The organism is Capnocytophaga endodontalis, from assembly GCF_002209445.1.
In the GTDB taxonomy this organism is placed as follows: domain Bacteria; phylum Bacteroidota; class Bacteroidia; order Flavobacteriales; family Flavobacteriaceae; genus Capnocytophaga; species Capnocytophaga periodontitidis.
Window position 1 is genome coordinate 1,220,518 of record NZ_CP022022.1, and the last position, 22,749, is coordinate 1,243,266.

Consider the following 22,749-nt stretch of genomic DNA (forward strand, 5'->3'; position numbering starts at 1 on the left):
AAGCAATATGGCAAAATTAACAAAGAAACACAAAGAAGCTCTTGCTAAAGTTGATAGAAATAAGCTCTATTCACTCAAAGAGGCTTCAGCATTATTGAAAGAAATCACTTACACTAAATTTGATGCTTCTGTAGATATTGCAGTGCGTTTAGGCGTAGACCCACGTAAAGCAAACCAAATGGTACGCGGTGTAGTTACACTTCCTCACGGAACTGGTAAAGATGTTCGTGTACTTGCCTTAGTAACTCCAGAGAAAGAAGCTGAAGCTAAAGCAGCTGGAGCCGACTATGTAGGGCTTGATGAGTATCTACAAAAAATCAAAGACGGCTGGACTGATGTAGACGTAATCGTTACTATGCCTGCTGTAATGGGTAAATTAGGTCCTTTAGGGCGTGTATTGGGGCCTCGAGGCTTAATGCCAAACCCTAAAACCGGTACTGTTACTATGGAAATTGGTAAAGCTGTACAAGAAGTGAAATCTGGTAAAATCGATTTCCGTGTAGATAAAACTGGTATCGTACACGCTTCTATCGGTAAAGTATCATTTACTGCTGATAAGATTGTAGACAACGCCAACGAGTTGATTCAAACATTAATAAAAATGAAACCTACCGCTGCTAAAGGTACGTATATGAAATCAATTTATCTTTCATCTACTATGAGCCCAAGTGTAGCTGTAGATCCTAAAACAGTTTAATTTGTAGTTAAAAACCGAAATTATGACAAGAGAAGAAAAATCATTAGTAATAGATAATTTAACTGCACAGTTAGCTGATAATAATGTTATTTATGTAACAGATTTAACTGGTTTGAACGCTCAAGATACAACGGCATTACGTCGTGCTTGTTTCAAAGCGAATATCAAATTAGCAGTTGTGAAAAATACCTTGCTTGCTAAAGCAATGGAAGCTTCAGAAAAAGAATTTGGTGAATTGCCAAATATCCTTAAAGGAAACACTTCATTGATGTATGCTGAGGTAGGAAATGTACCTGCAAAACTCATCAAAGAATTCCGCAAAAAATCAGAAAAACCTATTCTAAAGGGAGCTTATGTAGATGCGGCTGTATTTATTGGCGACAATCAATTAGATGCCTTAGCAGCTCTTAAATCTAAGAATGAAGTTATTGGTGAAATCATTGGCTTGCTCCAATCACCTGCCAAAAACGTTGTTTCAGCTCTCAAATCAGGTGGCGGCAAATTGGCTGGTATCATCAAAACTTTATCTGAAAAGTAAAACAGAACACACAGAATTTATTTTTAAACAATTAAACAAAAACGATAGAAAAAATGGCAGATTTAAAAAATTTCGCAGAACAATTAGTAAACTTAACCGTTAAAGAAGTAAACGAGCTTGCTCAAATTTTGAAAGAAGAGTATGGCATTGAGCCAGCTGCAGCAGCAGTAGCAGTAGCAGCAGGTCCAGCTGCAGGTGGTGCTGGTGAAGCAGCCGCTGAAAAAACAGAATTTGATGTATTCTTGAAATCAGCAGGTGCTAACAAATTAGCGGTTGTTAAATTAGTAAAAGACTTGACTGGTCTTGGACTTAAAGAAGCTAAAGAAGTAGTAGACGGCGCTCCTTCAAAAGTAAAAGAAGGTGTTTCTAAAGAAGAAGCTGAAGGGCTTAAAAAATCTTTAGAAGAAGCTGGTGCTGAAGTAGAATTGAAATAATTTTACTTATAAACCCTATAAGGTTTAGGTCTTTTTCAATGGCAAAAAGACCTAAACCATTTTGTAATTTAAGGCAACAATACAACAACAATATTATGGTAGAGAATAGATACTCTTGCCAAATATAAACATAAAAACAAAATGAGCAAACATCTTGAACGTTTAAATAACATCTATTGGAGTTTCTCTAAAAAATATTACAATACTGTAGAAGAGTTTAAAAAGGATATCGAAGAGTATAATATTAGCTGTGAAAACGAAAAAGAATGGCGATTAGACGAGCTAGTAATTGATGAGCCTAAGATTGAAATGCAATATATGGCTTGGGTACACCCAGAAGATATACTGCCTAACGAGGAACTGATGGAAGATGATGATATTTTTGAAGAAGAACCAGATGATGATGAGTATGGTTATCAGGTAGAATTAGCAGCAACTTTGCTTCCTGATAATGGCAAGAGCTTTTTGGGGTATGAACTCTTAATGAAAGTACATAACCAACAGGCAAATAAAGAATTAGGAGACCACGTATTTTATGAAGGTACAGAGATAGAAAGAGGAGAAAATGGAATAGCTATATTGCCTATCTACTGTGGCAGCTAACAACTAATGATAACAACTTACTACTAACACACTAAACAATAATATTAAAGTAAAGAAAATGCTTACGAATCAAACCGCAAGAGTCAATTTTGCTTCTGTGAAACACGTTCCTGAATATCCTGACTTTTTGGATATTCAAATCAAATCGTTTCAAGAGTTCTTTCAGATGGAAACCAAGTCGGAAGACCGAGTTCACGAGGGATTGTACCATACCTTTAAGGAAAACTTCCCTATATCCGATACTCGTAACCAATTCGTATTGGAGTTTCTCGACTATTTCGTAGACCCTCCTCGCTACTCTATACAAGAGTGTATTGAGCGTGGTCTTACCTATAGTGTGCCTCTGAAAGCCCGATTGAAGCTCTATTGCACCGACCCTGAGCACGAAGATTTTGAAACTATCGTACAAGATGTATATTTGGGAACTGTGCCTTATATGACTTCCAGCGGAACTTTCGTTATCAATGGTGCTGAACGCGTGGTAGTTTCTCAATTACACCGTTCTCCTGGGGTATTCTTCGGTCAGTCGTTTCACGCTAATGGTACTAAACTCTATTCTGCACGTATCATTCCTTTCAAAGGTTCGTGGATTGAATTTGCTACCGACATCAACAATGTGATGTACGCTTATATCGACCGTAAAAAGAAATTGCCTGTAACTACACTTTTCCGTGCGATTGGTTTTGAACGCGATAAAGATATATTAGAAATATTCGACCTTGCCGAAGAAATCAAAGTTTCTAAAACAGGGCTTAAAAAATACATCGGTCGTCGTTTGGCTGCTCGTGTACTTAACACTTGGCACGAGGACTTCGTAGATGAAGATACAGGAGAAGTAGTATCTATTGAGCGTAATGAGATTATCCTCGATCGCGATACTGTGCTCGATGAGGATAACATTCAAGAAATCTTAGATGCTGATGTAAAAACTATTCTTCTTCACAAAGAAGACAGTCAGGCTACAGATTATACTATTATCCACAATACTTTACAAAAAGACCCTACCAACTCTGAAAAAGAAGCGGTAGAACACATTTACCGACAATTGCGTAACGCCGAACCACCCGATGAGGAAACTGCTCGCGGTATTATTGATAAGTTGTTCTTTTCAGATCAACGTTATAACTTGGGAGATGTAGGGCGTTACCGTATCAATAAAAAATTAGGGTTAGATACCCCTATGGAAAAGCAAGTGCTTACCAAAGAGGATATCATCACCATTGTAAAATATTTGATTGAGCTCATCAACTCTAAAGCAGAGGTCGATGATATCGACCACTTGTCTAACCGTCGTGTGCGCACGGTAGGAGAGCAGTTGGCAGCTCAGTTTGGTGTAGGTCTTTCTCGTATGTCACGCACTATCCGCGAACGTATGAACGTACGTGATAACGAGGTATTTACACCTATTGATTTGATTAACGCTAAGACTCTTTCGTCTGTAATCAACTCGTTCTTTGGCACAAACCAATTATCTCAGTTTATGGATCAAACGAACCCATTAGCCGAGATTACTCACAAACGCCGTTTATCAGCTTTAGGACCTGGAGGTTTATCACGTGAACGTGCAGGTTTTGAGGTTCGTGACGTACACTATACTCACTACGGACGCTTGTGCCCAATTGAAACCCCTGAGGGACCAAACATCGGTTTGATTTCATCATTAGCGGTATTTTCTAAAGTAAACGGTATGGGCTTTATTGAGACCCCTTACCACAAAGTTACTAATGGAAAGGTAGATCTCAAAGATATGACTTACCTTACTGCCGAAGATGAAGAAGGACTCAAAATTGGTATGGCAAATATTGCATTAGACGATAAAGCTAATATCATTGAGGAAAAAGTGGTTGTAAAAGAAGATGGTGACTTCCCTGTAATCGAACCTAACGAAGTACAATATATAGACGTGGCGCCTAACCAAATCGCTTCTATTTCAGCTTCTCTTATTCCTTTCTTGGAACACGACGACGCGAACCGTGCGTTGATGGGCTCAAATATGATGCGTCAAGCAGTGCCTTTGTTAAAACCAGAAGCTCCTATTGTAGGTACAGGTTTGGAACGCCGTATAGCATCGGATGCTCGTGTGCTTATGAATGCTGAACGCGATGGGGTAGTAGATTATGTAGATGCTGAAAAAATCATCATTACTTACGATCGTACCGATGAGGAAAAACTCGTGAGCTTCGACCCTGATGAAACAGTATACAACCTTATCAAATTCCAAAAAACTAACCAAGGTACTTGTATCAACCTTAAGCCAATTGTAGAAAAAGGCGAACGTGTGAAAAAAGGACAAGTGCTTTGTGAAGGTTATGCTACTGAAAACGGAGAGTTAGCTCTTGGTCGCAATATGAAAGTAGCGTTTATGCCTTGGAAAGGGTATAACTTCGAGGATGCGATTGTAATCTCAGAACGTGCTGTACGCGATGATATTTTTACCTCTATCCATATTGATGAATATGCGCTTGAAGTGCGTGACACTAAGTTAGGTGCTGAAGAACTTACCAATGATATTCCTAACGTATCGGAAGATGCTACTAAGGATTTGGATGAAAACGGTATGATTCGCATTGGTGCTGAAGTACGCCCTGGAGATATTCTTATAGGTAAAATTACTCCAAAAGGAGAATCTGATCCTACTCCTGAAGAGAAACTCCTCCGTGCTATCTTTGGTGATAAAGCAGGTGATGTGAAAGATGCATCTCTAAAGGCCTCTCCATCACTTTACGGGGTAGTAATCGACAAGAAATTGTTCTCTCGCGCAGTAAAAGATAAACGCAAACGCAGTAAAGATAAAGAAGATGTAGCGCAATTAGAAGCTGACTACAATGCTAAATTCGAAGTACTTCGTACTAAATTATTAGAAAAATTATTTAGTTTAGTAGCTGAAAAAACTTCAGAAGGAGTAGTAAACGACCTTGGAGAAGAAATTGTACCTAAAGGTAAGAAATACACCAAAAAAGTACTTGAAGGTATTGAAGATTATGCTCATCTTACTTCTGCAGGATGGACTAATGATAAACATATCAACGGACTTATAGATGACCTCTTGCACAACTACCGCATTCGCGAAAACGACCTACAAGGAGGATTGCGTCGCGATAAATTTACCATTGCTGTGGGTGACGAATTGCCTGCAGGTATCCTAAAATTAGCTAAAATTTACGTGGCTAAGAAACGTAAGTTAAAAGTAGGGGATAAGATGGCGGGTCGTCACGGTAACAAAGGTATCGTAGCGCGTATCGTTCGCGATGAGGATATGCCATTCCTTGAAGACGGAACTCCAGTAGATATCGTGTTGAACCCACTTGGGGTACCTTCACGTATGAACATTGGTCAGATATATGAAACTGTATTGGGTTGGGCAGGACAAAAACTCGGTAAGAAGTTTGCAACTCCTATCTTCGATGGAGCGTCACTTGAGCAAATCAATGAGCTTACTGATGAAGCAGGTGTACCGCGTTTTGGTCATACTTACCTATACGATGGTGGTACCGGTGAACGTTTCGACCAAAAAGCCACTGTAGGGGTGATTTATATGATCAAACTCGGACATATGATTGACGATAAGATGCACGCACGTTCTATCGGTCCGTACTCACTCATCACACAACAGCCATTGGGAGGTAAAGCCCAATTTGGTGGTCAGCGTTTTGGAGAGATGGAGGTATGGGCATTAGAGGCTTATGGAGCATCTAGTACCTTACGCGAAATCTTAACTGTAAAATCCGATGACGTAGTAGGTCGTGCCAAAACTTATGAAGCGATTGTAAAAGGTGAGACAATGCCAGAACCAGGCTTGCCAGAATCTTTCAACGTATTGATGCACGAACTTAAAGGTCTTGGATTGGATATCCGACTTGAAGAATAATTGTTAATTACGAATGACGAATTACAAATAATAAGTGATTCGTCATTCATTAGAAATAAAATTCCAAACTATTGAATATTCAGTAGTTTGGAATTTTTGTTTTTATAGGAGTTAGAGAAAAGATGTATTTGTATACTTTCATAATAACGTAAGTTTAACACAAGAAATATATTGAACTAATGTTATAAAAACTTCAGTATAACACAAAGTGCTCTACTGAAGTATAATAAATAGTTTTACAAATTGAAAGCTTCTTTCAGTTCATTGTAGACTGTTTGGTATTGAAAATTTTGTGCTGAAGGGTGTGGAATATACATAGCCGCTATCTCTTTATTTCCTACTTTGTAATAATAGAAGCCTTTACCTTTATTGATGAATGTATTTTCTTTAGATTGGTATTCTCCTGTATAAGGCATTTTTACCCAAAGTCTATGACTCCATACTACAATAATATCAGGTCGGCAGACTTCTAACACCTCCCAAAAAGCCTTTTCTGATTTAGTAAATTGTTCAGTAGTAGGAGACTGACGAGGAGCTGCCATTGGCTCTTGTACATAGTTATAGAAAGCTACTCGCTCCCAAAAATCCACTATTTCATTAGTAGAGAGGTCGCCATTATGAAAAACTTTTGCAAATTTAGTAAAGGTATTCATCCAGTTGCTGTGTCCTCTTTTACCTTTCTGATAGTTTATAAACTCTTGTACTATATAGTTAGTGAAAGTAGGATCATCAAGAGAGGCATTCCCATTTTCATCGGCACTATAATGACTTTCACCTAACACTAATACTTTCTTGCCTTGATATCCTTGTTGGTATTTTTCACCAATGTAAGGGGTGAACAATACATTTTTAAATTGGTTTGTTTGCATATTTTGTTAATAATATTCTATGGTTCTTTCGGTGAGAATTTTATTTTGACGCTTTTCTACCCAATTACCTTTTTCGTCGTATTTATAAGTAATTTTATTTCCCTCATTAGAAACTTCTTCTATAAGATTGTTCTTATGGTCATACTTGTAAAAAGTTTTGTTACCATCTGAAGTTGTTTGTTCTACAAGATTATTACTCTCATTGTACTTGTAGGTAGTTTCTATTCTTTCTAATACAGAATTTGTATGGTAGATTTGAATTTTCTTAATTAGATTATTATTGCTATCATAGCTATAAAAATAATCTGTATTATCCCATCTTTTTTCCTCTACTATTCTACCTTGTGAATCATACTTTTTCATTTCACCATCAGAAGAGCTTTCCTCTGTTAGATTCCCATTTTCATATTTGTAATTATAAGTACGAATTTTGTCTATAGGTATTTTTTCTATCTCAAAGTCACCACCTTCAGAATAGTAAAAACCTTTTAAAGTTTCTTTGATAAGTTTATCTTTATCATCATACTCAAATATTTCAGTAGAAAGGACGCCACCTGAAGAGTCGTATGTTACAATTTCAATTACTAAACCCTTATCATTGTATTTAGTAATTCTTTTTCCTTCATTTATACAAAAATATCCTTTACAATAACTTTCCCTACTCTTAATAGTGTTATTCTGATAGGTATAAACATTTATATTTTTGAGGAAAACTTCTCCTTCTGAGTTATATTGTTCATTTTCTACTATATTCCCTTTCTCGTCAAAGGAAATCTTATATGGACGTTCTTCTTCTGTAATGAAAAGTGTTTTATTTTGGTTGTCATCAATCTCATACATAGTTTCCTTTAAAGTTTTTACTTTTCCTTTCAAAACCTCAGTATTGAACGTTGTAGTATCGATGGAGGTATTACTATTTTGAGAATTGCAAGAGAGTACTAAGAATAACACAATAAGTATAAAAATATATCTCTTCATTTTGATATGTATTTTAAAATTAAACTTCCTTTTGTGGGTTACACTCTTCGATGAGTTCATCAATGGTCTTACTTATTCCATCTAAAGGTTCTTGGTAGAATGCAACAATTTCATTAACGAGTTTTTCTACACTTTCAGAGCTAAGTTCTTCGCCTTTGCGCAATAGGTTATAATTAAAAGTTTCACTTGACTTATAACCTTGTATCCAGTCTTTTGATTCGCCTTTTTGGGCATAGCGGTAAGGCGTGTATTGACGATTGCTAAAAAACTCTGACCAGAAAGTGAGGTATATTTGTCCGCTGTTATTGGTATCGCCTACTCTAAGCCACATACCTGTATCCTTTCCTCCTACTCGCCACCATAGTATATCGTCTTCTACAGTGAAATCGGTTAAGGTTTTATCTAACTTTTCTTGGAGTAAAGAGTTGATTTTATGTATATAGCCTTTTTTATTTAGATAAGGAAGGATGTGATTTTCAAGTTTGTTAAGCTCAGTAGCAACTTCGTGTTCAATAGCTCCGCCTAATCCTATTTCTTTAGACAAGGTGTTGATGATAGCATATAGATGAGCTTGTATTTCAGTTTTATTTTGGTTTACATTTTGTGTGTCTACAGCTATCGCATTGAGCGATTGCAAGATGCTTTTAGCACTTTGTGGTTTAGCATAAGGGATAATATCTTTAGCAACTAATTTGAGTAAATGATTAAGTTCTTCTAATGAGATATTTCTATCTTCCCACACTTTCCAAAGTTCTTCAATAAAGTTATTAAAGAGTTCTGATTTTTTCTCGAAAACCTTTACATTGCGTTCTTTGTCTTCCTCGCTGGCAGTTTGTCCTTGCAAAAGGAATACAGTAACGATAGCGGTAAATATAGCCCCTATGGCAGAGTTGTTGATTTCTTCTACTATTTTAGGGAGTTCGTTTTGGTAAATAGCATTAAAGATAAAAATACTAAGTGAAATAGCCAACAAAGTAGCTAAGCCGATGAGTAATTTGCTTTTGAAAAATTCTTTTTTCATCATTTATAAAGTTTTAGAAGTAGGGGCAAAAAAGTGCCCCTACTTATTCTTATAGCCATTTATGAGAAATCTCTTTAAGTTTTTCATCATAGACATATAGCATTTTGCCATTTGTGAATGTAATAGTTCTTCCTACTACATTTTTAAATTGACTAAGGTTGTTTTCATGTTTATGAGAAATTTCTTTAAGATTCTCATCATATACATAGTACATTTTATTGTTATAAAAAACAATAAGTTCTGAACTGAAACCTATCAGTTCTCCAACATTATTCTGATGTTTATGTGCAATCTCTTTTTGTTTTTCGTCATACACATAATACATTCTGTTTTTTAATTCTACATTTGATATTGGCATTGTTATAAAGTTTAAGGTTATTTTTCTACTCACTTATAGGCTTTTCGGTTACTCCTTTGTTATATACAGCCCCTCGGATAGCTGTTTTATTTTGGTTGCAAAATTACAGCAGGTATTGGTCAAAGTATGACCATTTAATATTTTTTTCAATATAAGAACATAAAAAAAACGCGGTGCATTCCTTGTTTACTCATCACAGAAGCCCGACCAAAGGCTGCACACCAAAGTAAAAAGGAATGCCCACGTAACCGCAGGCACTTCCACTTCACTTTCCTGGTGTTGAAAAATTGGTCGTATTTCTGTAAAGGAAAATGTAAAGCGAAACGCTAATATTGTTTATATCTTTAAATGGCTATTTAACCGCAGTTAAATAGTGTTTAAATTGTTCTCGGTTGTCTAATTTTGGTGCATAGTTACGGTGAATTTTTATACTATGCAAATTTTTTAACATTTATTTTTTAGATGTATTTTGTAAGATGCTAAAAATCAAATGAATTTGAATTGTTGTTAATATGTAAAACTGACTTTTGTATTTGTGAATATGTTGGTTTTTGCTATCTTTGTCGCCTAAATATTAAACATTATGGCTACCTACAAATTACCCTATTTCGGGAAGGTTACCCTTTCTGAAGATGATGATTACCAAGAAATAGAAGATGTGGATATCAACGGCTCCTCAGTGTCAATCACTATTGACTGTATGGGGGAAACACCCTCTAAAGCTCAGGGGACAGCTATTCAGCAATTGTTAGAACACTTGCCTGAACTCGACCAGCAGATACGCAAAGAATTTATAAAAGAGTATCGCTCTGGTGAGGAATCTATGGTGAAAGATTATGTGCAAATAGTAGAAGAAATGGCTGATGAGCAGGGGGAAGAATTGCTCACAGCACTTGAGCTTACCAATCTCAATATCTCCCTTTTTGCGACAGAGTTTGCGAGTTTCGACTATACTTTACCAGAAGTTACCGATGAAATTCTTGTAGTAATGGTAGATGAAGACAGAAAAATCATACGCTTTACGATTGAAACGTAAGTTATTAGCACGTGCGGCTCGCACCTTTAGCAAAGGTGCGAGCCGCACGTACAAAAAACTTTTGATAAAGTTTAAATTGTTAATTGCTTCTTGTTACCTGTTTATTGTAAATATACAATGATGCCGCTGCAAATACCCCCAAAGCACAAATCACATACCAGAGTTTTGCAGGTTCATAAGTATCCCATAACAATTGAGTGATTTGTGACTGACTGAGTCCTAATTTCTGACTTGCCAACTCAAAATATTGAGTTTTAGTGAGGTTCTCAGGCATCTCAATAGCACGTTTGGCTAATTCTTTTTTTAGTAAACCGTATTTATCAGACCATTCAGTATACAAATGTCCTGAAAAGAAGCCTGTGAGGTAATTTCCTGCAGCTACTGGCAAAAACACCGTACCTTGATAGAGCGCCTCTTTGCCTTTAGGTGTAATTTGAGCCACAAAAGCCGATAGGGTAGGGCTGGAAGCCATTTCACCTATCGAGAAAATCACGGTGCCTATAATGGTGAACCACGGATTGTTGAACATAAAAGTAAGCGTTACCCCTAAAGTAGCGATAACTGTCCCCCTAATCATAGCGCTCACGTGGCTCATTTTGGTTACAAAATACGATACAAGCACTTGAAAGAAGATAATCATAAACGAATCTATGTTGATAAACCACTCGGCTTTCACCTGTCCTTCAGAGGTGAGGATAGTGCCCAAAAAAGTTGATTTTTCATTAATCCACGCACTCAATGCCGATGAATCTACCCAATCTTCAATAAAGTTAGGCAGGGTGTAAAACAGCTGGTTGAACATCGTCCAAAAGCCTACCATCAAAAGCAATAGTACGGTAAGTCGGCGGTCTTTCAAAGCCTCAACGATATGCATCAGTGATTCTTTGATTTCGGTGAGCAAAGGCTTTCTAATTTTTTGAGCGAGTTTAGGTTCTTTATAGAGGAATAAAGCTACTAACACATTGATAGTCATTACTACAGCTCCTTGTATAAAGATAATGCGCCAACCGTATTCGGTGCGGAGGTAGGACGACATTGCAGGACCTAAAAAGCCCCCTATGTTCACCATCATATAGAAAATTCCAAACCCCATAGTGCTGGTGGTCTCATCGGTATTACGCGCTACAATACCATTGACTACAGGCTTAAAGAATCCTGCTCCAACAGCCGATAAGAGAAATATAGAGTACACCGCTGCATAATCGGTAACTTCTCCCATCAAAAAATAGCCTACCGCTGTAATAGCACACGAAATTACTAACGAAAGTTTATAGCCAATACGGTCGGCAATCACTCCAAAAATAGGAGGCAAAAGATAAAGAATAGCCGAAACGTTTGCCATTATACTCGCTTTTTGCAAGTGGTCAAACCCAAGTCCGCCCTTATCAGTAGAGGCAACTAAATAAAGCCCCAAAAGCGTAAAAATACCGTAATAAGCCCAGCGTTCCATCAGCTGAAGGAAGCTCGCTACCCAAAAAGTAGGAGAAAATTTATTTAACATAGTTCGTAAGTTATAAGTCGTCCGACGTTAGATTTTGAGTGCAAAGGTAGCTAATATCTCATCTTCAGAAAAATAAATACGCATTTTCTACAAAGGATAAATATTTTGTTGTAAATATAACAAAGTGTTTACTATTTTTCTTTTACCCTATTTAGAATTATTTCACACTTTTATTTAGAATTGTTTTATGCAATTCAAAAAAAGTATTACCTTTGTCCCCGATTTTAATGAGTGTGAAAAGTGAAAAGTGAAAGAATACATTGTCCTCTCTATTACTTTCCTAATATTTTTATTGGGATATTCTTTTTATTCTCTTTTTTCTACCCAACACTTTACGCTCAAACAGCTACCACCACGGTTACTGCTACTACTCAAGCTATTCAGTTAGAGGAAGTAGTGGTAACTGCTAAAGAACTTCCTGCACCTACTTCTACTTCGCTTATTGATCGCAAGGCTATGCGACACCTTCAGCCTTCTAGCTTTGCCGATTTAGTGAGTTTGCTCCCTGGTCGGCAAGTTACTACTCCCTCACTGAACTATGCCAATACGCTCACTCTCAGGCAGACAGGAACGCCTATGGACGGCTATAGTATTTCCTCTTTAGGCGTAGGCTTCAATATTGATGGTGTTCCCTTAGATGTAAATAACAATATGCAATCTACGGTAGGTACCGGAATGATTATCACCCCTCAATCGAATTACGCCGATAAGAAGCGCAACACTACCCGCTCGGGGGTGGATATGCGCACCATCGCTACCGATGATATTGAAACAGTGGAGATTATACGCGGAATCCCATCGGTGAAATTTGGTGATATCAGCAGTGGGGTAGTAACAATTCACCGCAAAAAAGGCTATACTCCCCTTAGGGCACGTGCCAAAGCCGATGGTTTTAGCAAACTTTTCTATATAGGTAAAGGTTTCAGTTTTTTTGAAAGTAGCCTCAAACTCAACTTTAGTTTGGATTATTTGAATGCCCAACCCGACCCGCGTAACAGCTTTGAAAACTACAAGCGTTATACTGCTTCAGCACGTGCTGAAAAACGCTTTGATACCGAAAATCCGCTTACGTGGAATTTTAGCATCGACTATACGGGTACTATCGATAAGGAAAAGCGCGACCCCGATGTGGGCTTCGATCGCTATGACGCTTATCAATCTACTTACAATAATATCCGCATTGCCAATGGGCTGAGTTGGGAGTTCCCTAAAACATTCTTCAAAGCATTGGCACTCAAAACTAGTTACTCACAGAGTTTCGACCGTATTGAGCAAGATAAATGGGTGCAAATCACCAATGCACGCCCCGTTTTCACAAACACAGAAGCTGGTGAATTTTATGGGGTATTCTCCGATCCTCACTATGTGTCGCACTTGCTCGTCGATGGCAAACCGCTACACCTCTATGCCGACCTCTCAACGACTTCTTACAAGCTATTTTCGGGTTATCGCAACGAATTGCTCATCGGACTTACTTACAACTACAACAAAAACAACGGTCTGGGGCAGGTATACGATTTAGCGCACCCTCCATCACCCGAAATGGACACCCGTCCACGTACTTTTAAGAGCATTCCTGCAATGCAAGATATGGCTTTTTACGTTGAAGAGCAGTTAGAAAAAACTTTTTGGCATACCCAATTTCTCGTGCGTGCTGGTTTGCGTGCCAACACCCTTTTGGGGCTCGACTCGCGCTACGCATTGCATAACAAGGTGTGTTTTGACCCTCGTGTGAATATGAAAGTTACTTTCCCAAAAATCGAGTTCGCTAACCAAAATGCTCTCAGTATCAGCATTACAGCAGGTTGGGGAAAACACAGCAAACTTCCCACTCAAGAAATGCTCTACCCTCAAGATAAATACGAAGATTTTGTACAGCTCAATTACTATCACAGTCAAAAAGCTTACCGCCAATTGCACTACAAAACTTACATTTTTCCGCAAGTGAACTACAGCATTATGCCTGCGGTGAATAACAAAACCGAAGTGCGCCTTGGGTTAGAATACAACCACCATTCGCTATTCATCACTTATTTTGATGAGCGTATGCAATCGGGTTTTCGAAAAATGAGCGATTATCATAAGGCATTCTATAAAAAATACGATGCTACAGGACTCAATCACAACACAATTACAGCTCCTCCTTTGGTGGAAAATCTGCCCTATACAGTGCAAAACGCTCTGATTCTCTCAGATATAGAGAGCAATGGATCAGCTATCGATAAACAAGGGGTTGAGTTTCAGTACAGCAGTAAGCGCCTCCAGTTGCTCAACACTCGTTTTACACTCAGTGGAGCGTGGTTTCACAGCTTGTATTACAACTCATTGCCCGTATATCGCCCTGCCGATAAAAATGTGATCAACAACCGCAAACATTACAATCTGGGGGTATACCCCGAAGTGGAGAAGTACGACCGCGAACAGCTGGAAACCAGTCTTATTGCCGATACTTACCTCCCCGAACTAAAACTTACTACCTCTGTGCGTTGCGACCTCACTTGGTATACTATTAGCACTAATCCGTCACTTAGTCGTGTACCCACTCACTACATCAGTGAGGATGGTGTACGTCACCCATATACAGCGGCAGAAGCTAATGACCCCGTACTGCAATGGCTCATACGCCCTACAACTGTAAGTCTCAGCGATAGAACCCCATTGTCGATGAACATACATCTAAAAATATCTAAAGATTTCTATAAGTACTTTACGCTCTCAATGTACGTAAACAATCTGTTTAACTTTTATGAAGATTACCGCGTGAACGGACAATATATCAACCGCCGCGGACTCATCAATCCCTATTTCGGAATGGAAATGAACGTTTCACTCAAATAACAATTAACAAATAACAAATAACTGCCCGTGCGGCTCACAACAAATTAATTAATATGAAACATTTAAAACAATTTTTAGCTGTAGCACTTGGTTTAGTGCTCTTAAACGCTTGTAAAAAAGACGACAACAATGGCATTCCTACAGGATCTCTTTCTGTAACCTTTCATTTACAAGCCCCCGACAAGGTAGCTATCACTCAATATGCTACCCTCACCCTTACTCTTACCGAGCTCAACAAGAATGAGAAGGTAGAAAAGGTATATCACAATGTATCAAGTAGTGATTTTAAGTTGGAATTATCTGCAGGTAGTTATGAAGTACGCGCTGTAGGTAGCGTAAATTACACCCAAAGTGGCACCGCCGCCACGGGTGAAGTAGCAGGATTTGTAAGTAAGATTGATATTCTTACAGCTACTACCTACACAGTACCCCTTAGCCTAAAACTCAGTCCTTCAGGAGATGGAGATTTTATCATTGAAGAAATTTTCTTTACAGGTACAGCCACTCCAGAAGGTAAACAGTATTTTGGTGATCAGTACATCAAATTGTATAACCCTACTAATAAAGTTCTTTATGCTGATGGTTTGGTTTTAGCAGATTCTGAGTTCCTAACAGTAACCAAAAGAGATTATACCCCCAATGTAATGGCAGAAGCCTTTACAGCAGGAAGTATGGTGCAGATTCCAGGTACAGGCACTCAATATCCTGTGCAACCAGGGAAGTCTATTGTAATTGCTGAACAAGGAATTAATCATAAAGAAAATAACCCTAATTCTATAGACCTTTCAAAAGCTGATTTTGAAAGCTTCTACCCTCCAAAAGTGAAAGACGTTGATGGGGTAGGAGTAACTAACAATATCAACTTATATGGTGTTTTTATAATTAATAATAGAGGCAATAGAAGTTATGTGATAGCACGTTTCCCTGAAGGTACTGCTACTTCTACACTTCAGTATAACTATGAATACAAAATAGGAACAAAATTAATGCAGAGACAGGCTTTGAAAATCCCTAATAATTGGATAGTAGATGCCGTAAATTTAAGTACTCAATCAGGTTTCGAGTGGATAGTTACAGCTCCCTCTTTAGATGCTGGTTATACTTATGTAGCTAAAGGAGAAGGAGATGTTTCTCGTTATGGCAAATCCGTACGTCGTAAAGTCCTCTCTCAAAATAACGGTAAAACCGTTTTTAAAGACACCAATAACTCTACCGACGATTTCGAGATACTCAATACACCCACACTTAAAAAGTAATAACTAACAGCTAACAAGTAATAGGTGCATTGCAAACTTTGTCAAAGTCCTTGGACTTTGACAAAGTATATAAATGATAATCAATTACTTTTATAGTATGTTATGTAGGAAAGCCAGCGATAGCTGGGTATGTGCTGCAAACGCCCTTATAGTATAAAAACTTTTTGCAAACGCCCTCACAATATAAAAACTTTTCGGATAACCTCTTTATAATGCGAATCAAGAGTTGAAAAAGTAGAAAAAATAAAAGTAGTCTGATAAATCACTATCTTTGTGGTGTCAAAAAAAAATCAGATATAAATGATAAATCAGACTACGGCGACAAAATTAGTAAAAATATATTTAACAATATGTCAAAAATACGATAATTATTTACAATATTTTTGTCAGCGATTTAGCAATAACAACAAACCTGTATTTACAGATCAAGAAGTTATTACAATTTATCTATTTTGCACTGGTGTTGAACACAAGTACAAAATAAAAGAAATGTATAATTTCATCAAAGATTACTGGCTTGATTGGTTCCCTAAAATACCTTCTTATCAAGCCTTTAATAATCGTTTAAACAGACTTAGCGAAGTCTTTAAGCATATATCTATTGAACAAATTTTAATAGGAATGTCAGAGCAAAGAGAAATGTCTATCAATATTTTAGACTCTTGTCCTATTGTTACTTGTAAAGGAAATGGCAAAGGAAAAGTAGCTCGTGATTTTACTGATAAAAGCTATTGTTCCTCGAAAAAAATGTGGTATTATGGTGTGAAACTACACGCCTTAGGTGCTTATCAAAAAGGTACTCTTCCTTATTTGAAAGATTATATTGTTACCAAAGCTAGTGAAAATGATTTAAGTGTTTTCAAAGAAAATTGGCAAGAGCTAACAGATACTTGTTTTATTGCTGACAAGATTTATCAAAGTGCTGCTGTTAATGAAGTTTTGAAATCAAATAATAGTGAAATGATAACACCTATAAAAATGAAAAAGAACAAGTCAGAAGTATTAAAACAGAGAGATTTTGCTTTTGAATCTTTGTATAATAAGGCTGTTTCATCTATAAGACAACCTATTGAATCGTTCTTTAATTGGTTGAATGAAAAGACTCAAATACAATATGCTGGAAAAGTGCGCTCTAGCAAAGGACTTTTTGTCCATATCTTTGGAAAAATAGCTACTGCATTACTCTTTGAAAATTTATTTTAAACCTTGATTAGCATTTATAATTAACAAATTAATAAATTGCCCGTGCGGCTCGCACCAAACTGCCCGTGCGGCTTGCACCAAATTGGTATTAATATGAAACATTTAAAACAATTTTTAGCTGTAGCACTTGCTTTAGTGCTCCTAAATGCTTGTAAGAAAGATGACAACAACGGTATCGCTACCGAACCTTTGAACATAACCCTTCATTTACAAGCTCCTGATAAAGTAAACATTACTCACTATGGTACCCTCACCCTTACCCTTACCGAGCTCAACAAGAATGAGAAGGTAGAAAAAGTATATCACAACACTACTACCAACGATTTCCAACTGAGTATTCCTGCGGGTAGCTATGAGGTACGTGCCACAGGTACTGTGAGTTACACCCAAAGTAGCACTACCTATGCAGGTGAAGTTGTAGGTTTTATGAATAAACTCGATATCCTTACAGCTACTACTTATACGCTACCCCTTAGTCTGAAAATTACCTCCTCAGAAGATGGTGATTTCATTATCGAAGAAATCTACTTTACAGGTTCCTTAACCCCACAAGGCAAACAGTATGAAGGCGACCAGTATATCAAACTTTATAACCCTACAAATAAAGTGCTCTATGCCGATGGTTTATTAATAGCTGACTCTAAGTTCCTTACAACAAGTAGACAAAAAGTTGAGCCTGATATTATAGATGAAGCTTTCTCTGTAGAAGGAATCGTGCAAATACCTGGTAATGGAACTCAGTATCCTGTTGCCCCTGGTAAGTGGATAGTTATAGCCGATCAAGCTATCAATCACAAAGAGAACAACACTAATTCTCTCGATTTATCAAAAGCCGATTTTGAAATTTACTATGAACAGATAAAAGATGAGGACAACCCTAAGGTAACCAATGTACTCAACACCCATAGTTATGTAGCTTTTCACAATCGTGGATACAAGAGCTATGTAATAGCCCGATTGCCTAAAGGAATTACAATAGCATCCTATTTAACTGACTACAAGTATACTTATAAAATAATATTTCGAGAAGGTGAAACTTATAAAATTCCTAATTCGTGGATACTCGATGCTGTGAATGTAAGTGTAAAAGGAAAATTCCAATGGCTTCTAACCGCTCCTTCTTTAGATAGTGGATGGACGTATTGTGGCAAAAAAGACAATGATCCCGCACGTTATGGCAAATCCGTACGCCGTAAAGTCCTCTCTGAAAACAACGGTAAACCTATCTTTAAAGACACCAATAACTCTACTGAAGATTTTGATCCCGATGTAACACCATCACTTAAAAAGTGAAAAGTGAAAAGTATCACAACACTTTGGCAAAGTTTCACACTTTGCCAGAGTTGATTGTAATTGATTGTCCTGATAATCAATTACTTTTATAGTATGTTATGTAGGAAAGCCAGCGATAGCTGGGTATGTGCTGCAAACGCCCTTACAATATAAAAACTTTTCGGATAACCTCTTTATAATTAACAAATTAACAAACTGCCCGTGCGGCTCGCACCAAATTAGCATTAATATGAAACATTTAAAACAATTTTTAGCTGTAGCACTTGCTTTAGTGCTCCTAAATGCTTGTAAGAAAGACGACAACAACGGTATCGCTACCGAACCTTTGAATATAACCCTTCATTTACAAGCCCCCGATAAAGTAAACATTACCCACTATGGTACCCTTACTCTTACCCTTACCGAGCTCAACAAGAATGAGAAGGTAGAAAAAGTATATCACAACACTACTACCAACGATTTCCAACTGAGTATTCCTGCGGGTAGCTATGAGGTACGTGCCACAGGTACTGTGAGTTACACCCAAAGTAGCACTACCTTTGCAGGCGAAGTAACTACCTTAATACCCAAACTCAACGTACTCACAGCCACTACCTACAGTCTGCCTATTACCTTAAAAACAATTGTAAGTGATGAGGATAAAGATTTGCTTATTGAAGAGATTTTTATCACGGGTACAACTACTCCACAAGGCAAACAATATTTAGATGATGGTTATTTCAAGATTTACAACCCTACTTCCAGAATTCTTTATGCTGATGGTTTGCTCTTGGTGCAATCGGCGTTCCAAACAAATGACAAGCAAACCTATACGCCAAATATAATGAACCAAGCTTTCACCGCTAATGCGGTATACCAAATCCCAGGGAATGGCAAGCAATACCCCGTAGGAGCAGGCGAAAGCATCATCATTGCCCTTACGGCTATCAATCACAAAGAACTCAATAGTAATTCAATAGATTTGAAAAATGCCAATTTCGAAATCAAAGATGAAGCAGACGATGAAGACCCCGATAACGCTGCAGTGCCTAATATGTTCGTGAAGTTTGAAGATGCAGTAATCAATCGTCAAGCAATCAACGCTTTTGCACTTGCCAGAATGCCCAAGGGGGTTACTGAATTGGAGAAGTATTCTTATACATACAAAGATGAATCAGGATTTGACTCAGGAGGTGATGCTGTAAAAATCCCGAATACGTGGGTTATCGATGCTGTAAATCTCGCACAAAAAGAAGACTTTCAATGGCTTGTAACCGATGTTTCTTTAGATAGTGGTTGGACTTACGCCTCCGAAAGTCAAGGAGATGTTTCTCGTTATAGCAAAGGAGTACGCCGCAAAGTAACGGGTCAGCAAAACGGACATCGTGTGTTAAAAGACACCAATAACTCCACCGAAGATTTTGATGCACGTGTAACCCCATCACTTAAAAAGTGAAAAGTGAAGAGTGTCGCTACACTTTGGCAAAGTTGATTATCTTGATGATCAATCACTTTTAGAGTATGTTGTGTAGGAAAGCCAGCGATAGCTGGGTATGTGCTGCAAACGCCCTTGTAGTATAAAAACTTTTCAGACAATCTTTTTATAAATTGACAAATTAACAAACTGCCCGTGCGGCTCGCACCGGCTCACACTAAATTGAAAAAACAACTAATTAACATATTATTTTTCGCTTTCCTCTGCCAAATAGGTTGGGGACAAACCTCTGTTGATACCCTTCTGCTAAAACTAAAAGAACAACAAAATACTTCCCGTTTTTACAAAGCTTATTTTCAGAATCCAGCTACGATGCCCAAGTGGGGAAAACATCGCTTTTCTACCGTACAAGCGACTTATGAGAGAAGTGATAAAGAGGCTTATGCTCAACAGTATCCTGAAGGGCATACGGCTTTTTCGGCAATGGCAACCTCTTTCTTTCCTTATGATAGCACACGCACGCTTTGGGGCAATGCATCCTATAAAAATCAAGAACTGCGAAAAGTGCGTTGGAATGAGTCGGTAGATGCCGATTTACTCTATCCATATTTCACTGCCGATGCAGTAGGGGGCGACTTGCATAGCGAGCAATACGCCTTTATGGGTGGTTTTGCCAAACAATGGCAACGACTGCATTGGGGCATCAGTTTGGATTACCAAGCCGAATTAGCAAGTCGCAATAAAGACCCGCGTCCTAAAAATATCACTTCAAATCTGCAATTGCGCTCAGGATTTATGTGGAGGGGAGGGGAGTGGCAAGCAGGAATATATGCCTCTTTCCAGAAATATACCCAGTCTAACGAACTGAAATTTTTCAACGAATTGGGAAGTCCTTCAGTCTATCACCTCAATGGTTTAGGCTATTACAATCACCTGCTGAAAGGCAACAAACTCAGGGCTTTTTATGAAGGTTATGGATATGGTAGCGGACTGAATATCAGCAGGAAAAACAACCTTTTCCTCTCTGCTAATTACCAGCAATTGGCAATCGAAAAATATATGACAGAAGATAATGGTGTGATAGCTGTAACACTTACCAATCGCACCCTCTATACCGAGCTGACAAAGCTGTTTCACAAAGATACTTACTATTATGGTTTCAAAGGATATTACTCTCTGCAAACCAAAAGTGGAGTAGAGCCTATTCTCTCGGGGCGTAATAGCAATTGGACGGAAGTAGTTGCTAAAAATGAGAATTATACCCTAAAAAAAGAACACTACCAATTGGCAATGCTTTTCTGTAACAATAGTGATTTGCAATATCACATAGCACCTTATGTAGGTTATGAAACTCACCGCGAGGACTATACCCTTGTAAGGAGTTTTCAGCGTTTTGATTATATGAATGTAGGGATAAAAATGAGTGTTGTAGCGCCTTTAGGGAAGAAGAGTATAGGTATAGCAGGTTTGCATTACCAGTATCGCAATACGTTAAAAGGCAATTATCTACTCCGCAACGATAGTGAAGTATCTCTCAGCGAAATGCTTTTGCACAATGCTCGTCTCCTCGCCTCCGATGAACAGGTTTTCCAATCACATTTGCAGTACCATCACCCACTATCGTCCTCACTCAGTTATTTCGTGGGACTCAACACCCAAATAGAAGTTTTTACCCTCCAAAAAACAAATACTTTTCATCAATTAAGTGTAGGTTTAACTTTCTAACCTCCTATCCTCTATTCCCTATACTCTGGAAATTCCAATTTCAACTGTATGTACATCGGTTGTTTTACAGTCTCTTTATCAGGTTCATTGTTGAGGTGAGAAACTGAAATGCCTAATAATCGTACCGATTCACTCAACCGTTCTTGGTAGAGCAATTCTTTGATGTGTAAAAGAATTTCCTCTTTGCTGCTAATAAAATCTTTAAGGGTCTTGCTGCGTGTCTGAATAGTGAAGTCGCTGTATTTTATCTTCAAGGTGATAGTTTTACCTGCAACTTGCTGTTTTTCAAGGCGGCGGACGACATCTTCGGCTATACGTTCAAGTTCGCGTTCCATATAGACCTCACTGGTGAGATTTTCGGCAAAAGTTTCTTCAGCACCCACCGATTTACGAATTCTAAAAGGCTGAACTTCGCTGCGGTGAATACCTCGTGAGAGCTCGTAGTAATAATGTCCGCTATTGCCGAAATTCCGTTCTAAGAACGCTAATGATTTCTCCCGCAAATCCTTCCCTTTAAAAATCCCTAACTGATACATCTTTTCGGCAGTTACTTTGCCTATGCCATAGAATTTGCGCACATCGAGTTTGTCTAAGAAATCTTGTACTTCAGCCTGAGTGATAGTAGTCTGTCCGTTAGGCTTGTGATAGTCGCTAGCAATTTTGGCAATAAACTTATTTATCGAAATGCCTGCTGAAGCCGTAAGTCCTGTTTCATTGAAAATGCGTTGTCTAATCTCTTGCGCAATGAGGGTAGCCGAAGGGTTACCTTTTTTGTTTACTGTAACATCTAAGTAAGCCTCATCGAGGGAGAGAGGTTCCACCAAATCGGTATATTCGTGGAAGATAGCGCGTATTTGCATTGATATTTGCTTATAGCGCTCAAAGCGAGGTTTTACAAAGATGAGATGCGGACACAATTTGCGCGCCTGTGCCCCACTGATAGCACTGCGCACACCAAACTTGCGCGCCTCGTAGCTGGCTGTAGCCACTACACCGCGCGCTTCGCCTCCGCCTACCGCAATCGCTTTTCCTCTCAATTCAGGAAAATCTAATTGCTCTACCGAGGCGTAGAAAGCATCCATATCAATATGTATAATCTTCCTATTAATTGTTACTT

At 38.1% G+C, this 22,749-nt stretch carries 18 protein-coding genes; 12 read left to right on the top strand and 6 right to left on the bottom strand.

All coding sequences use genetic code 11. The features are described from left to right. The first annotated feature begins 7 nt into the window (after positions 1 to 7). From rplA to rpoB, 5 genes are all read left to right on the top strand, one after another. Complete coding sequence (gene rplA / locus CBG49_RS05755) at positions 8 to 697, top strand: 50S ribosomal protein L1 (protein WP_088593741.1); 690 nt, start codon at positions 8 to 10, stop codon at positions 695 to 697. 22 nt (positions 698 to 719) lie between these two features. Further along, positions 720 to 1,235 (top strand): 50S ribosomal protein L10, encoded by a 516-nt coding sequence (gene rplJ, locus CBG49_RS05760; protein WP_009411589.1) that lies wholly within the window; start codon positions 720 to 722, stop codon positions 1,233 to 1,235. A gap of 53 nt (positions 1,236 to 1,288) precedes the next feature. Further along, positions 1,289 to 1,669 (top strand): 50S ribosomal protein L7/L12, encoded by a 381-nt coding sequence (rplL, locus tag CBG49_RS05765; protein ID WP_002680017.1) that lies wholly within the window; start codon positions 1,289 to 1,291, stop codon positions 1,667 to 1,669. Positions 1,670 to 1,810: 141 nt separating this feature from the next. Continuing rightward, positions 1,811 to 2,272, top strand: a complete 462-nt coding sequence (locus CBG49_RS05770; protein ID WP_088593742.1) for a hypothetical protein — start codon at positions 1,811 to 1,813, stop codon at positions 2,270 to 2,272. 58 nt (positions 2,273 to 2,330) lie between these two features. Beyond that, a complete protein-coding gene (gene rpoB / locus CBG49_RS05775; RefSeq protein ID WP_088593743.1) occupies positions 2,331 to 6,140 on the top strand; it encodes a DNA-directed RNA polymerase subunit beta in 3,810 nt (1,269 codons plus the stop codon). Between the two features lie 236 nt (positions 6,141 to 6,376). On the opposite strand, the gene CBG49_RS05780 is transcribed toward rpoB, so the two are convergent. From CBG49_RS05780 to CBG49_RS05795, 4 genes are read right to left on the bottom strand one after another with little or no spacing between them, the layout of a single operon-like run. Next, complete coding sequence (locus CBG49_RS05780; protein ID WP_088593744.1) at positions 6,377 to 7,009, bottom strand: hypothetical protein; 633 nt, start codon at positions 7,007 to 7,009, stop codon at positions 6,377 to 6,379. Positions 7,010 to 7,015: 6 nt separating this feature from the next. Further along, positions 7,016 to 7,987: an RHS repeat domain-containing protein gene (locus CBG49_RS05785; protein ID WP_162613457.1), complete on the bottom strand. Its 972-nt coding sequence runs from the start codon at positions 7,985 to 7,987 to the stop codon at positions 7,016 to 7,018. Positions 7,988 to 8,006: 19 nt separating this feature from the next. Beyond that, on the bottom strand, positions 8,007 to 9,011 hold the full coding sequence (locus CBG49_RS05790) for a hypothetical protein (RefSeq protein ID WP_088593746.1): 1,005 nt from the start codon (positions 9,009 to 9,011) through the stop codon (positions 8,007 to 8,009). Between the two features lie 46 nt (positions 9,012 to 9,057). Continuing rightward, positions 9,058 to 9,366: a hypothetical protein gene (locus tag CBG49_RS05795; RefSeq protein ID WP_009411593.1), complete on the bottom strand. Its 309-nt coding sequence runs from the start codon at positions 9,364 to 9,366 to the stop codon at positions 9,058 to 9,060. A 583-nt stretch (positions 9,367 to 9,949) separates the two neighbouring features. On the opposite strand from CBG49_RS05795, the gene CBG49_RS05800 reads away from it, so the two are divergent. Beyond that, positions 9,950 to 10,402 carry a DUF2004 domain-containing protein gene (locus tag CBG49_RS05800; protein ID WP_088593747.1) on the top strand — a complete coding sequence of 151 codons (453 nt, stop codon included), beginning with the start codon at positions 9,950 to 9,952 and terminating at the stop codon, positions 10,400 to 10,402. 79 nt (positions 10,403 to 10,481) lie between these two features. Here the strand turns inward: CBG49_RS05800 and CBG49_RS05805 are convergent, their stop codons facing one another. Beyond that, positions 10,482 to 11,903: an MFS transporter gene (locus tag CBG49_RS05805; RefSeq protein WP_088593748.1), complete on the bottom strand. Its 1,422-nt coding sequence runs from the start codon at positions 11,901 to 11,903 to the stop codon at positions 10,482 to 10,484. A gap of 285 nt (positions 11,904 to 12,188) precedes the next feature. Between CBG49_RS05805 and CBG49_RS05810 the strand changes: the two genes are divergently transcribed. The 6 genes from CBG49_RS05810 (at position 12,189) to CBG49_RS05835 (ending at position 21,632) form a co-directional block, all read left to right on the top strand. Beyond that, positions 12,189 to 14,741: a TonB-dependent receptor plug domain-containing protein gene (locus CBG49_RS05810; RefSeq protein ID WP_418219533.1), complete on the top strand. Its 2,553-nt coding sequence runs from the start codon at positions 12,189 to 12,191 to the stop codon at positions 14,739 to 14,741. 53 nt (positions 14,742 to 14,794) lie between these two features. After that, entirely contained in the window at positions 14,795 to 15,997 is a 1,203-nt protein-coding gene (locus CBG49_RS05815) for a DUF4876 domain-containing protein (protein WP_088593750.1), read from the top strand. Positions 15,998 to 16,297: 300 nt separating this feature from the next. Next, positions 16,298 to 17,200, top strand: a complete 903-nt coding sequence (locus CBG49_RS05820; RefSeq protein WP_088592837.1) for a transposase — start codon at positions 16,298 to 16,300, stop codon at positions 17,198 to 17,200. Positions 17,201 to 17,293: 93 nt separating this feature from the next. Next, entirely contained in the window at positions 17,294 to 18,493 is a 1,200-nt protein-coding gene (locus CBG49_RS05825) for a DUF4876 domain-containing protein (RefSeq protein ID WP_088593751.1), read from the top strand. 229 nt (positions 18,494 to 18,722) lie between these two features. Next, positions 18,723 to 19,928: a DUF4876 domain-containing protein gene (locus CBG49_RS05830; RefSeq protein WP_088593752.1), complete on the top strand. Its 1,206-nt coding sequence runs from the start codon at positions 18,723 to 18,725 to the stop codon at positions 19,926 to 19,928. 201 nt (positions 19,929 to 20,129) lie between these two features. Beyond that, a complete protein-coding gene (locus CBG49_RS05835; protein ID WP_227002977.1) occupies positions 20,130 to 21,632 on the top strand; it encodes a DUF6850 family outer membrane beta-barrel protein in 1,503 nt (500 codons plus the stop codon). A gap of 11 nt (positions 21,633 to 21,643) precedes the next feature. On the opposite strand, the gene dinB is transcribed toward CBG49_RS05835, so the two are convergent. After that, a complete protein-coding gene (gene dinB / locus CBG49_RS05840) occupies positions 21,644 to 22,714 on the bottom strand; it encodes a DNA polymerase IV (RefSeq protein ID WP_236854638.1) in 1,071 nt (356 codons plus the stop codon). Positions 22,715 to 22,749 lie beyond the last annotated feature (35 nt).